Source organism: Pseudaeromonas sharmana (genome assembly GCF_042649925.1).
In the GTDB taxonomy this organism is placed as follows: domain Bacteria; phylum Pseudomonadota; class Gammaproteobacteria; order Enterobacterales; family Aeromonadaceae; genus Pseudaeromonas; species Pseudaeromonas sharmana.
The window spans coordinates 87,588-100,920 of record NZ_JBHSAF010000005.1; the positions used below are offsets into that span (position 1 = coordinate 87,588).

At 58.9% G+C, this 13,333-nt stretch carries 13 protein-coding genes; 9 read left to right on the top strand and 4 right to left on the bottom strand.

Annotated features, from left to right (window positions below; genetic code table 11):
• Window positions 1–35 precede the first annotated feature (35 nt).
• Window positions 36–476, top strand: a complete 441-nt coding sequence (locus tag ACFOSS_RS06365; RefSeq protein WP_377151324.1) for a Fur family transcriptional regulator — start codon at window positions 36–38, stop codon at window positions 474–476.
• Between the two features lie 41 nt (window positions 477–517).
• Here ACFOSS_RS06365 and ACFOSS_RS06370 read toward each other — a convergent pair whose 3' ends face one another.
• Together ACFOSS_RS06370 and ACFOSS_RS06375 are read right to left on the bottom strand one after the other, a co-directional pair.
• Window positions 518–1,093, bottom strand: coding sequence for a PIN domain-containing protein (locus tag ACFOSS_RS06370; protein WP_377151325.1), 576 nt, complete (start codon window positions 1,091–1,093; stop codon window positions 518–520).
• 118 nt (window positions 1,094–1,211) lie between these two features.
• Window positions 1,212–1,412, bottom strand: coding sequence for a type II toxin-antitoxin system RelB/DinJ family antitoxin (locus ACFOSS_RS06375; protein WP_377151326.1), 201 nt, complete (start codon window positions 1,410–1,412; stop codon window positions 1,212–1,214).
• 201 nt (window positions 1,413–1,613) lie between these two features.
• Here ACFOSS_RS06375 and nfo point away from each other — a divergent pair, with 201 nt between their 5' ends.
• From nfo to ACFOSS_RS06400, 5 genes are all read left to right on the top strand, one after another.
• Window positions 1,614–2,459: a deoxyribonuclease IV gene (gene nfo, locus ACFOSS_RS06380; RefSeq protein WP_377151327.1), complete on the top strand. Its 846-nt coding sequence runs from the start codon at window positions 1,614–1,616 to the stop codon at window positions 2,457–2,459.
• 120 nt (window positions 2,460–2,579) lie between these two features.
• Window positions 2,580–2,999, top strand: coding sequence for a hypothetical protein (locus ACFOSS_RS06385; protein WP_377151328.1), 420 nt, complete (start codon window positions 2,580–2,582; stop codon window positions 2,997–2,999).
• A 101-nt stretch (window positions 3,000–3,100) separates the two neighbouring features.
• The gene (locus ACFOSS_RS06390) at window positions 3,101–3,442 is read left to right on the top strand and encodes a copper-binding protein (protein WP_377151329.1); all 342 of its coding nucleotides are present in this window, start codon (window positions 3,101–3,103) and stop codon (window positions 3,440–3,442) included.
• Between the two features lie 10 nt (window positions 3,443–3,452).
• Window positions 3,453–4,913 (top strand): efflux RND transporter periplasmic adaptor subunit, encoded by a 1,461-nt coding sequence (locus tag ACFOSS_RS06395; protein WP_377151330.1) that lies wholly within the window; start codon window positions 3,453–3,455, stop codon window positions 4,911–4,913.
• Window positions 4,914–4,915: 2 nt separating this feature from the next.
• Window positions 4,916–8,050 (top strand): efflux RND transporter permease subunit, encoded by a 3,135-nt coding sequence (locus tag ACFOSS_RS06400; protein WP_377151331.1) that lies wholly within the window; start codon window positions 4,916–4,918, stop codon window positions 8,048–8,050.
• A gap of 308 nt (window positions 8,051–8,358) precedes the next feature.
• On the opposite strand, the gene lgt is transcribed toward ACFOSS_RS06400, so the two are convergent.
• Complete coding sequence (lgt, locus tag ACFOSS_RS06405; protein ID WP_377151332.1) at window positions 8,359–9,132, bottom strand: prolipoprotein diacylglyceryl transferase; 774 nt, start codon at window positions 9,130–9,132, stop codon at window positions 8,359–8,361.
• A 122-nt stretch (window positions 9,133–9,254) separates the two neighbouring features.
• On the opposite strand from lgt, the gene ACFOSS_RS06410 reads away from it, so the two are divergent.
• The 3 genes from ACFOSS_RS06410 to kup all read left to right on the top strand — a co-directional run bounded on the left by ACFOSS_RS06410 (window position 9,255) and on the right by kup (window position 12,194).
• Entirely contained in the window at window positions 9,255–9,437 is a 183-nt protein-coding gene (locus ACFOSS_RS06410; protein WP_377151334.1) for a hypothetical protein, read from the top strand.
• A gap of 270 nt (window positions 9,438–9,707) precedes the next feature.
• On the top strand, window positions 9,708–10,271 hold the full coding sequence (locus ACFOSS_RS06415) for a hypothetical protein (RefSeq protein WP_377151335.1): 564 nt from the start codon (window positions 9,708–9,710) through the stop codon (window positions 10,269–10,271).
• Between the two features lie 54 nt (window positions 10,272–10,325).
• Window positions 10,326–12,194, top strand: coding sequence for a low affinity potassium transporter Kup (gene kup / locus ACFOSS_RS06420; RefSeq protein ID WP_377151336.1), 1,869 nt, complete (start codon window positions 10,326–10,328; stop codon window positions 12,192–12,194).
• A gap of 55 nt (window positions 12,195–12,249) precedes the next feature.
• On the opposite strand, the gene ACFOSS_RS06425 is transcribed toward kup, so the two are convergent.
• Window positions 12,250–13,026 carry an autoinducer binding domain-containing protein gene (locus ACFOSS_RS06425; protein ID WP_377151337.1) on the bottom strand — a complete coding sequence of 259 codons (777 nt, stop codon included), beginning with the start codon at window positions 13,024–13,026 and terminating at the stop codon, window positions 12,250–12,252.
• Between the last annotated feature and the right edge of the window lie 307 nt (window positions 13,027–13,333).

The window sequence follows — 13,333 nt, forward strand, 5'->3', positions numbered from 1 at the left end:
CCCCCCCCCTGAACCGACCGACAATGAGGATGAGTATGGCCAGTTGCCACGATGGCGGCCGGGACGAGATCACGGCCAATCTGACCCCCAATCGACGCCGCGTGCTACAGCAGCTGCAGCATAGCGAGCGGCCGTTGAGCGCCTATGAGTTGCTGGAGTGTTTGCGGCAGGAGGGGACTAACTGGCAGCCACCCACTGCCTATCGGGCGCTGGACTACCTGGTAGAGCAGGGGCTGGCTCACTATCTGCAATCGATTCAGAAATATGTCGTCTGCCCGCACAGCGGATGTAGCCACTTCAGTCAGTTGCTGATTTGTGTCGAGTGTGGACAGGTGCAGGAGGTCGCGATGACGTCATCCCTGCTGGCCGCACTGCAGCAGCAGGCGGATGAGCAGAATTTTCGTTTGTCTGCTCAATTTTTGGAACTGAAAGGCGTCTGCGGCCGCTGCCGCGACGCGGCGGTTGGCACAGAATAAAAAAGGCCCGCCAGGGCCTTTTTTGTGGTCCGCTGGCGCGATCAGCCGCGGGCGCCCAGCGACTGGTTGCCGCCAATCAGACTGGAGATCAGACGGTGGTTGCGGCTGCTGGCGCTTTCCTGTTCCGCCGGGGCTGCCGCGGGTGCGGCCGGCGCGGCTTTCGGTTGCGGATCCAGCGTCAGGGTCGCTTCGGGTTCCGCACTCAGATCGGCCGGCTCCATGGAGAGCTCCTGGTTGCCCTGTACCGCACTCAGACGTTGCAACGCTTCGACGCGGTTGATGCGAACCCCCTGTTCTTTACAGGTGATGATCAGCGGATCCAGGCTGTTATCCGGAGACAGTATGGTGAACTGGCCATCCGGATTGCGCTCGATCAGGCGACCGAGGTGCATCGCGAAGTGCAGATCGAACGCCGGCTTGTTGGTGTTCTTCAATGCCAGCAGTTCGATTTGGACCTTCAGCTGGGCCTGCGCCATCAGCAGTTGGCTGACGATCTCAACTGGCAGGTTGTTTTGCCCCTTGCTGACCACCAGCAGGACTTGCTGGAAGCGATCCATCACATTCATCGGCAATTCTTGGGCATTTTCGTTATTGATGATCAGAATGCGGTTGGCCATATGTGTTCTCCGTGCGACAGGCTGTTTCTTCGGGCAGCCTTAAGCTCAATTTCCTGTTGATTGATTGTGAGTGCTGTTGTCGAAATAGACTGTGAGCACTGTCACGACCATATCGTCCTTATTGCTCTGTTTCCGGTAACCGGGCCGCTTCCGGCAGCGTCAATTCCAGAGGGAAAGCCTGCCGCAGTGCAACCTGGGTCAAAAAAATGCGAATTGCATCCGCCGTACTCATGCCCAGACGTTCGAGAACCGCTTCAGCGCGCTCCTTGAGTTCCGGCTCGATGCGGGCGCGAACCATGTCACTCTTGATTGTGGTCATGTGTACGTCCTGACAAAGTCGAAATGGGCTCGCAGCGTGCTACAACAGTGCCGCAACAACAAGCAGGTTGTGCGAAAAATCGACACTGCGTCACCCTTTTTTACTCCGTCAAATATAAGCAATGACCATGCCATTCACGTGGTTGGCGGCCAGGCTGTCTGCTTGCATAATGGTCGACATCTCAAAACTGTCGGAGTCGTCATGAAATTTATCGGAGCCCATGTCAGTGCCGCGGGGGGCGTCGAACTCGCCATTGAGCGGGCGGCGGCGTTGGGTGCCAATGCGTTGGCGCTGTTTACCAAAAACCAGCGTCAATGGCAGGCCCCAGCGCTGACCAGTCAAACCATACGCGCCTTTCATGACGCTTGTGTGCGGTTTGGGTTTCAAGCGGAGCAGATTTTGCCTCATGACAGCTACCTGATCAATCTGGGACACCCGGAGCCGGAGGGCTTGGCCAAATCCAGGGAGGCGTTCCTCGATGAGTTGCAGCGTTGTGAGCAACTCGGGCTCTGCTATCTGAATTTTCACCCGGGCAGTCATTTGGGCAAGATCCCGGAAGCCGTGAGCCTGAAATTGGTCAGTGAGTCGATTAATTGGGCGCTGGAACAGACCCAAGGTGTGACGGCGGTGATTGAAAACACCGCCGGTCAGGGCACCAACCTGGGGTGGTCGTTCGAGCACTTGGCCACCATTATCGACGGCGTCGAGGATAAGGCGCGCATCGGCGTCTGTCTGGATACCTGCCATGCGTTTGCCGCCGGCTACGATCTGCGTACCCACGACGGATGTGAACAGGTGTTTGCCGAGTTTGAGCGCCGGGTGGGTTTCCAATATTTAAAGGGAATGCACCTCAATGGCGCCAAGAGTAGCTTTGGCAGCCGGGTCGACCGCCATCACAGCCTGCAACAGGGCAATCTGGGGGAGGCGGTATTTCACTACATCATGGCGGACTCACGATTTGATCGTATCCCATTGATTCTGGAGACGGTTGAACCCGAAATCTGGGCTGACGAGATCGCCTGGCTGCGTTCTCTGGCTGCTGACTAACACGCGATCCGGTAAACGCCAGATTGTGTCTTGCCGCCATAGGGGCATTGCTCTACTATCGGGGTGTCGCCTGCGGGCGGCGTATTGCGGCTCCTCCGGATCGGTTGGGACAACACCATAATGTCACGCTGGACACTGTTATTGGCCTTGGTATTGGTAGGCGGGTTGCTTTGGCAACCGGCCACCGCCGTGCTGTCTGTGCAACAGCCTGCGGTCACCGATACTCACCACTCCGCTGTCAGCCGCGCCCTTTCTCAACATCATGATATGGGGGCCATGGCGGCCGCCGATTGTCATGATGTCCAGCCAACGGCTTCGACGCCCGATCACTGTAATGGCCTGTCGATGTGGTTGGGTATGGAGCTGGCTGGCCAGCATTGCCATGCCTGTGTGCCCATGGTGGCCGAAGCGCCCGATACCACGCCGTTGCTGGTGTTGGCCCCGCGTGAGCCGGAACGGGTCATGCCGTTGCCTGCCCTCGGTTACGCCGATTTCATCCCCGGGATCCCCTCCCCGCCCCCCTGTTTACCTCTGGTCTGAACCCGACATGGCGCGGGCCGTCCGTTATTGGCCCGTTTGAACCTTGCGTTACGCTGCCAGATGTCTGTGTGCATCGCCGTAACCAGACCGAGGAATCTAACATGACTGCTATTTCTAGTTTGCTGCGCACGACACTGTGCTGTGCGCTGTTGTTGAGTCTGACACCGGTATTCGCCGCCGAGGCGACCCACGACCACCATGCCATGACGGCGTCTGTGGCCGCGTATCCATTACAGGCGACCGTCATCAGCTGGCAGGGCGACCGGGTGGTGCTGGCGCATCAGCCGGTCAGCGCGCTGGGCTGGCCGGCGATGACCATGCCCTTCTCCCTGGCCAACGCCCAGCTGCGAGAGGGGCTCAAGCCGGGCATGGTGATCACCGCCCGCTTTGAGCTGGTCCCACAGGACTCGCCGCGTCTCGTGGCGTGGCAACCCCAGCCCTGAGGTACTGATCATGTCTGATACCTTATTGCAGCGCCGGGCTCTTGCCGGCGGCGGCTGGCTGTTGCTGGCGTTTGTGGCGGGCGGCATCCTGGTGTGGGGGGCGAACCGCACTGGCCTGATGCCAGGGGTGGAGACCGATACCGGCCCCATTGCAACCACGGCACCGGCGCGCAAGGTGCTGTATTACCGCAATCCGATGGGCCAAGCGGATACCTCGCCGGTGCCGAAGAAGGACGAGATGGGGATGGATTACATCCCGGTCTATGCCGATGAGGCGGCGGCACCTGCCGCCATGCCGGGTCAGCGCAAGGTGCTGTATTACCGCAACCCGATGGGGCAGCCGGATATCTCGCCGGTGCCGAAGCAGGACGAGATGGGGATGGATTACATCCCGGTCTATGCCGATGACGCCGATCCGGCGCGGGTGACCCTCTCCCCGCAACGCATCCAGCTGCTCGGGGTCACCACGGCACCGGCGACGGCCGAGCCGCTGTGGCTCAAGGTGCGGGCCAATGGCCGTTTTGCGGTCGATGAGCGGCGCCAGGTGACGGTGACGGCCAAGTATGCCGGCTGGGTCGAGAAGTTACCGGTCAATACCACCGGCCAGACCGTGACTGCAGGTCAGACTTTGTTGGAAACCTATAGCCCGGAGCTGATTGCTGCGCAGCAGGAGTACCTGATCGCCCGCGATAATCAGGGGCGGCTGCCATTGCAGACGGCGCCGGCCGGTGGTCGGCGCATGACGCTGACGGAGGGGGCGCTGCAACGCCTGCGTTTCCTGGATGTGCCCGAGCGCGTGGTCCAGCAGCTGGCGCAACGCGGTACCGTGCTGCGCACTCTGCCGCTGGCGGCGCCGCTCTCCGGGATCGTGCTGCAAAAATCGGTGATGCAGGGCATGCGCTTCAATGCCGGCGATCCCCTGTATACGCTGGCCGATCTGTCGCGCATCTGGCTGCTGGCCGAGGTGTATGAGCAGGATCTGGCGGCGGTGCGCGTCGGCCAGTCGGTGGCGGTGCAAGTCAATGCCTATCCGGGGGAAGCGTTTACTGGCCAGGTGGCCTTTGTCTACCCGACGCTGAATGCCAATACCCGCACCGTACCCGTTCGCATCGAACTGGATAATCCGGCCCTGCGGCTGAAACCCGAGATGTTCGCCACTGTCACGCTGCAGGTGGCGCTGGAGACGCCGGCGCTGCCCAGCGTGCCGGAGTCGGCGTTGATCGACAGCGGGCGCCGGCAACTGGTGCTGGTGGCCCAGGGCGCGGGACGCTTTGCCCCCCGCGAGGTGGTCGTTGCCGGCCGCGGCGAAACAGCACGCGGCGAGCGCCGGGTGCAGATCCGCGCAGGGCTGCTGCCCGATGAACAGGTGGTGACCCGTGCCAACTTCCTGCTCGACAGCGAAAGTAACCTGCGGGCGGCGCTCGGGGCGCTGCAACCGGCCGCCTCGGCGGCTCAGCATGGAGGGCAGTGACCATGTTGCGTTTTATCATTCGCTGGTCGTTTGCCAATCCGGTACTGGTGTTGCTGGTCAGTGCCCTGCTGGTGGTGGCCGGCACCCTGGCGCTGCTGCGCACCCCGGTCGATGCACTGCCCGATCTCTCCGATGTCCAGGTGATTGTCTACACCGAGTATCCTGGGCAGGCGCCGCAGGTGGTGGAGGATCAGGTGACCTATCCGCTGACCTCGGCACTGTTGTCGGTGCCGAAGGCGCGGGTGGTGCGCGGTTTCTCGTTCTTCGGCGCCTCGTTTGTCTATGTGATCTTCGAGGATGGGACCGATCTCTACTGGGCGCGCAGCCGGGTACTGGAGTACCTGAATGGCCTCGGCAGCCGGTTGCCGGCCGGTGTCAGCCCGACACTGGGGCCGGATGCCACCGGCATCGGTTGGGTCTATCAGTATGCGCTGCGCGCCAAGGATCAGACGCTCGACAGCCTGCGTTCGTTGCAGGACTGGGTGTTGCGCTATCCGCTGGCGGCGACACCCGGTGTCGCCGAGGTGGCCAGTGTCGGTGGCTTCGTGCGCCAGTATCAGGTGGTGCTGGATCCGCGCAAGTTGCAGGCCTATGCCCTGTCGCCATTGACGGTAATGGAGGCCATCCGCGCCAGCAATCAGGAGGTCGGCGGCCGGGTCATCGAGCTGGCAGAGTCCGAATTCATGGTGCGGGGCCGCGGCTATCTGCAGGGCATACAGGATCTGAATGATCTGGTGCTCAAGGAGGTCAATGGTACGCCGGTCCGGGTGGCCGATGTGGCGCGGGTCGAGTTGACCGGCGATGAGCGCCGCGGCCTGGCCGAGCTCAATGGTGAGGGCGAGGTGGCCTCGGGCATCATAGTGGCGCGCAGCGGCGAGAATGCGCTGGCGGTGATCGACCGCGTCAAGACCAGGCTGCAGCAGCTGCAGGCCAGCTTGCCGGCCGGGGTCGAGATCGTCACCGGTTACGACCGCTCGGCACTGATCGAACGGGCCATCGCCACCTTGCGCCATACCCTGGTTGAGGAGAGCCTGATCGTCGCGCTGGTCTGTGTGCTGTTTCTGCTGCACGTCCGCAGTGCGCTGGTGGCGATCCTGGTGCTGCCGGTCGGGGTGCTGACGGCGTTTTTGGCGATGCGCGGTCTCGGCCTGAATGCCAACATCATGAGCCTCGGCGGCATTGCCATCGCCATCGGCGCCATGATCGATGCCGGCATCGTCATGGTCGAGAATGCACACAAGCACCTGGAGCGCGCCGCGCCAGGACAATCGCGACGTGCGGCGTTACTGGCGGCCTGTCTCGAGGTGGGGCCGGCCCTGTTTTTCTCGCTGTTGATCATCACGCTGTCGTTTCTGCCGGTGTTTGCCCTCGAGGAGCAGGAGGGGCGGTTATTCCACCCGTTGGCGTATACCAAGACACTGGCGATGGCGGCGGCGGCGCTGCTGTCGGTGACACTGGTACCGGTGTTGATGCTCGGTCTGGTGCGCGGCAAGATCATCGCCGAGCAGCGTAACCCATTGAACCGGTTGTTGATTCGCCTCTATCAGCCGCTGATTCATGGCGTGTTGCGCTGGCGCTGGCTGACATTGGGGGCGGCGCTGGCGGTACTGGTGGCCAGCCTGTGGCCGCTGCGACATATCGGCAGCGAGTTCATGCCACAGCTGGATGAGGGGGCGCTGCTGTTCATGCCCGCGGCGTTACCCGGGTTGAGTGTCACCAAGGCGGCCGAGCTGCTGCAACTGCAGAACCGCATCATCCGCGCCTTCCCCGAAGTGGAGTCGGTGCTCGGTAAGGCCGGGCGCGCCAACAGTGCCACCGATCCGGCGCCGCTGGAGATGTTCGAGACGGTGATCAACCTCAAGCCCCATGCACAGTGGCGGCCAGGGATGACGCTGGAGAAACTGGTCAACGAGATGGATGAGGCGGTACGCCTGCCGGGCATTGCCAATGCCTGGACCATGCCGATCCGTGCCCGCATCGACATGCTCTCCACCGGTATTCGTACCCCGGTCGGTATCAAGGTGTTCGGCCCGGATTTGGCCGGAATCGACCAGCTGGCGCGGCAGATCGAGCAGGTGGTCAAACCGCTGCCCGGGGTGCGTAGCGCCTATGCCGAGCGCCTGACGGGCGGCAACTTCCTGACCCTGCAACCGGATCGTCAGGCGATGGCACGCTATGGCCTGAGCATGGAGACGGTACAGCAGGTGATTGCGAGCGCACTGGGTGGCGAGCGCGTCACCACCACGGTCGAAGGGCGGCAGCGTTACGGCGTCACGCTGCGCTATCCGCGCGAGCTGCGCGACAGCCCGCAGACGATTGCGCGCGAGGTGCTGGTGCCGACCGCCAATGGCGGGCTGATCCCGCTCGGTAGCCTGGTGTCGTTGCGCCTGGAATCGGGGCCACCGAGTATCCGTACCGAGAATGCCGAGCTGGCGGGTTATCTGTATGTCGATGTCGACACCCAGGATCTCGGCGGCTGGGTCGCGCAGGCCCAGCAGGCGGTTGCGGCGGCGATGGCCAGCGGCCAGATCCAGCTGCAACCCGGTTACCATCTGGCGTGGAGCGGGCAATTCGAGTACATGGAGCGCGCCAAGGCGCGGCTGCAGGTGGTGGTGCCGGTGACGCTGGCGCTGATTTTCCTGCTGTTGTACCTGAATTTCCGCAATCTGACCGACAGCCTGATCGTGCTGTTGTCGGTGCCATTTGCCCTGATCGGTGGCATCTGGCTGCTGTGGTGGCTGGAGTATGCCTGGTCGGTGGCGGTGGCCGTCGGCTTCATCGCGCTGGCCGGCGTCGCCGCCGAGACCGGCATTGTCATGCTGGTCTACCTGGAGCAGGCCTGGCTGGCGGTACGGCAACAGGTCGCGGCCGAAGGGCGTGAACTGACCCGTGCCGATCTGTGGCAGGCGATCCAGCATGGTGCCGTCGAGCGGGTGCGGCCAAAGATGATGACGGTGGTGACCATCATGGCCGGCTTGCTGCCGATCATGTGGGGCAGCGGCACCGGGGCCGAGGTGATGCGCCGCATCGCGGCACCCATGGTCGGCGGCATGATCTCGTCCACCGTGCTGACGCTGCTGGTGATCCCGGCGCTGTATGCGCTGCTGCGCCAGTGGCAGTACCGGCTCCGGTCCTGAGGTGAACCCCTGTCGGAAGGCAGGGGTTTTCTTGATATTTATCGCCGATAAAATGGGTGGTAGCCGCGGTGGGATAATAGTGCGGTCGGCAGGTTAGAAAATAATATCCAGGTAAAAATTAAATATTATTTAAATATTAATCAATTAGTTATGTATTTCTGATGCAGACATTGAAAATAAGCTTAGCCATCAGGGTGCAGCATGAATAATAACGTGCTGATTAGCTGGATAATTATTTTCTGCCGCCTGTCATCGTTGACAGGATAAATAAACAGGGCCCGTGTGGGCCCTGTTTATTATGGGTGGCATTACACCCGCGGCGTGCGGGCTTTGAACATGTAATAGATGCCGAGCAGCACAAACGGCACGCTGAGCCACTGGCCGACACTGATGGCAAAGCCGGCTTCATAATCGGCCTGCGCGGTCTTGATAAACTCCAGCAGGAAGCGCGAGCCAAACACCAGCACCATGAACAGGCCAAATGCAAAGCCTTCACGCTGCACTTTTTTCCAGCGGTACATCGCCAGCAGCAGGATAAAGGTCACGAGATAGCAGGCGGCTTCGTACAGTTGGACGGGGTGGCGCGGCAGCTGATCGACGCGCTCGAAGATGACACCCCAGTCGCTGCCCGTCGGCAGGCCGATGATTTCGGAGTTCATGAAGTTGCCGAGGCGGATACAGCAGGCGGTCAATGCGGTCGGGATGGCCAGCCGATCCAGCAGCCAGAGAATGCGGTTTTCCGGGTGCTGGCGAACGAAGAGCACAATCGCCAACAGTACCCCGACAGTGCCACCGTGACTGGCCAGGCCCCCCTTCCAGATTTTGAGAATTTCCATCGGATGACTGAAATAGAAATCCGGTTCATAGAAGATGACGTGCGCCAGGCGGGCACCGATCACGGTACCGATGAAGATGTAGGTCAGCAGCTTGTCGAGCTGTTCGGTCGGGTAGCCCTCGCGGCGGTAAATCCATTGCATCAGCTGGTAGCCAACGAGGAAACCACCGGCAAACAGGACGCCATACCAATGAATAGCCACAGAACCCAGCTGGAAAAGAATCGGGTCCGCATTCCAGTGCAACATGCTGCCTCCGCAGTCAGAGTGACAAATCAGCGGGCAAGGTTAACACAGCGCGACGGCAAATAAGCAACCCTGCGGTCAGCATTCGCTTTCCACTATGCTTGAAGTGCAAGCAGGAGGTGGATATGGCGGACTGCAATGTGAAGGAGCGTCGCCGGCGTCAGCGTCGACAACTGGCGGATCGTCGTCTTGATATCCGCTGGGAACCGGACAAAGAGGACAGGCGCCAGGGGGATGGGCGTCGGCAGGAAGACACCGGCGTGTTGAATCCGGGCGATCGGGACCGTTTTAACAAACCATCACTCTAAATCGCTGTGCCGAATAGCAGATCACTCACGACATTGACTTGGGTGGCGCTAAGCTGACCCTCTGTGCCAGGGATGGCAAGGTGGAGCGGATGGGTTTACGGCGTGTCAGCGTGTGCTTCCTTGTCGATGGTGCGCTATTAGGAGCGGCTATTTAGTGCCGATGCTTAAAAGCTGGGCGATGGCAATGGAAACTCGATATACTGACCGGCAATGATAGAAGGGCCGCATGGCCCTTCTGACTGATCCACGATCTTTGACTGGAATGAATACATGACGCGCGTCATCAAGGGTTGCATCGCCTTGTCGTTGCTCTGGCCGGGACTGGCCAGTGCCATGCCATTACGGGACTTTATCGATACTGGTTTCATCGGTGGCGGCTGCATGCTGTTTGCCGCGGGTCTGGTGATGGTGGTCTGGCCGCGGATGTTTCGCTGGGGGGTCATCATGTTCCTGCTGGCGGATGCCCTGTTCCTGACCCGGATCTTTCTGCGCCGGGACATCGTCGAATTTATCGAGCAGCAAAGTCACTATGCGGCGATGATTGATGGCATGGGTCGGGATGCGGCCCGCTTCTTCACCATACTGGCTGCGGTCACGATCATCGCCTTGGTATTGGTCCTGCGTGCCGGGCTGTTGGCGTTTTTCGGCTCCCCATCAACAGGAAATGCGCGACATCCGTCCCGTCGTCATGCAGGTTATCCATCGGATGATGAGGAACTCGAACCCGAGGTGGATGCGGTTCCTGTGCGAGATAAAAAAGGGCGTAACAAGCGGTTTCGGGTCCACGACTACCTGGAACAACTTGAATCCCAGCAGCCGATGGATCGGCGGTAATTTTCCCTTCAGCTTGTTGCAGGTCTGAACCGGACCTGGCGTGTGATATTGACGATGGATGCTCATAAGAAACAACCTTTACCGGCGATCACGCTGGCGGCTATCGGTGTCGTGTATGGCGACATAGGCACTAGCCCGCTGTATACCTTCAAAGAGTGTTTTTCCCCGCATATCGGTTTGCAGCCGACGCAGGCGGTGGTATTTGGCTTTCTGTCGCTGATTTTCTGGTCACTGATCCTGATCGTTTCAATCAAATACCTGTGTTTTGTCTTGCGCGCCGACAATCGTGGTGAAGGTGGGATATTGACGCTGATGTCATTAGCCGGCCGCAATACCCCGCCAAATATGACCACGCTTTTATTGATCCTCGGGCTGATCGGTGGCGGCTTCTTTTATGGCGAGGTGGTTATTACACCCGCCATGTCGGTACTGTCGGCGCTGGAGGGGCTACAGGTTGTGACTCCGGCATTGACGCCCTATATCCTGCCGGTAGCTATCGCCGTGCTAACGCTGCTGTTCTTCATTCAAAAGCACGGTACGGCCAAGGTCGGTCGCCTGTTTGGCCCCGTCATGTTGATCTGGTTTGTCTCGCTTGGATTACTGGGCGCCGTTTCCATCCTCAAGCATCCGCAGATTCTGGCGGCGTTGAACCCGATGTGGGGGCTGCATTTTTTCGCCGAGCATAAATGGATCGCGTTTGTGGCGCTTGGCTCGGTCGTGCTGGCCATCACCGGCGTCGAGGCCCTGTATGCCGATATGGGGCATTTCGGTCGTCTACCAATTCGTATCGCGTGGTTCGCGGTCGTGCTCCCTGCCTTGTTGTTGAACTATTTCGGCCAAGGTGCCTTGTTGTTGCACAATCCGGCCGCGGTGAATAATCCGTTCTTCAATCTGGCGCCGGGCTGGGCGCTGGTTCCACTGGTTATTCTGGCTACGCTGGCGACTGTGATTGCGTCGCAGGCGGTGATCTCCGGTGTCTTCTCCTTAACACGACAAGCGGTACGGCTGGGCTACCTGCCAGGCATGACGATCAAGCACACATCGGAAAGCGAGGCAGGGCAAATTTATCTGCCGTTCATTAACTGGATGCTGTTTGCCGCAGTATTGGTGGTGGTCGTGATTTTCCGCGAGTCGAGCAATCTGGCGGCGGCATACGGTATTGCAGTCACGGGGACCATGGTGATCACCACTCTGCTGGTTTGTTCGGTAGCCAGATATAACTGGGACTGGAATCCGCTACTGGTACGCGTGATGCTGGTTTGCCTGTTGATTCTTGATGTGCCGTTCTTTGCGGCAAATGTCCTGAAGTTGTTGGCGGGGGGTTGGTTACCGTTGGCATTGGGTTGTGTGATGTTCACCGTGATGGCGACCTGGAAGTGGGAGCGATTCCTGTTGTTCCGCCAGTTGTCTCGGATGAGTATGCCGCTGGATGCATTCATTCTGTCGTTAAACAAGGACAAACCGGTTCGAGTTCCGGGCACGGCAGTCTATATGGCACGAACTCAACACGGCGTTCCATTGGCGCTGCTACACAATTTGAAACATAACAAGGTGTTGCATGAGCGAGTGGTGATCATCTCGTTCCGCACACAAGATGTACCCTATGTGGAACCCGATCAGCATATCGAGATAGAGCAGTTATCGGATAATTTCTGGCGTATCTATGCCACCTATGGTTTCCACGAGACACCTGATGTCGAGGAGGTGTTCCGCCGATGCGCCCAGAAGGGGATGAACTTCAGTTTGATGGGGACCTCTTTCTTCTTGTCGCGGGAGACGCTGATTCCACAACGCCGCTCCTTCTTGGCGATGTTGAGAGTGAAGTTGTTCATTTTGCTAAGCAAGAATTCATTACGGGCGAATGATTTCTTTCATATCCCAGCCAACCGTGTAGTGGAACTGGGTGTGCAGGTAGAATGTTAACGCCATATATGATGTCGCAAATAGACGAAAGGGTGGCTTAGCCACCCTTTGTCTTTCACGCCTTCACGATTCGGGTGATATTCAACCGTTGCATATCCGGGCGTAACTGACCCGCCGCAACATTGCGAGCGATAGCCTGGTAGCGGTTTTTACAGCCGGTTTTGCGGATCGCGCTATTCAAGTGGAAGTTGACTGTGCGCTCAGTGATCCCAAGGATGCGGGCGGCCTCCCATGAGGTCTTGCCTTCGCTGACCCAGAATAGGCACTCTCTTTCTCGATCGGATAATCGAGGATGTGGCGGAGTGAGCAGATCGCATGCCTTATTAAAGAGATAAGGTAACAAGGGGCTGATCAGCTCGAGAGTCGTTAAAAGTTCACCGTTGGCCTCTCGTCGGCTCAGGTGCATCATGCCATGATGGCCTTGACCGCTATGTATCGGCAGCGTCATTCCTTCGGCCATGCCGTATTCACTTCGTAAAGCCATCACGGCAGAAGCATTCGCGGAAAGGTTCTTTTCATACTCACCAATTTCGTCCCATAAGATGGGCTGACTTAAGCGGAATGAAAGCTTCACCAGTGGGTCATCCACCACGAGTTGGTTGGACCAGTAATAATCCAACCAGTCAGATGGCTCATGGCTAAAAATGGACAGATTGGACTGTAGCAAACCCGATGGCAGGAAAAGATTGAGTTGATAATGGTCAAATGCTGCGTCAGCCGCTAACTCGGCTAGCAAATGATTAAGTGCCTCAGCAGATGAACACTCACGGATTTGGGTGATCCGGGACCTCAGTGCATCGTCCTTAGCGCGGGGGGTATTGAAATTGAACATTCATGTGTCTCCATACTATACCGGCCCATGGAGATGCACATCACTCCCGGTTGGTAAGCGCTAAATTGAGTACAAATGTCGAGCCTGGGGCTCGGCACCTGTGTTCTAAGTTGAAACCCTTAGGTTCCGTTATCTTTGGTATCAAATAATAAATCCAGATTCAATTGAAGATAGTAGACAACTGTTCGATATGTCACAGCACATCGCAACTATTAAAAAATGTACTACGCAGGTCCAAGTTGCTCATTTCCGCAGCGAACGCACCATTGTGAGGTAAAAAGTACTTGAGTGACGGAAAAGCCTCCCT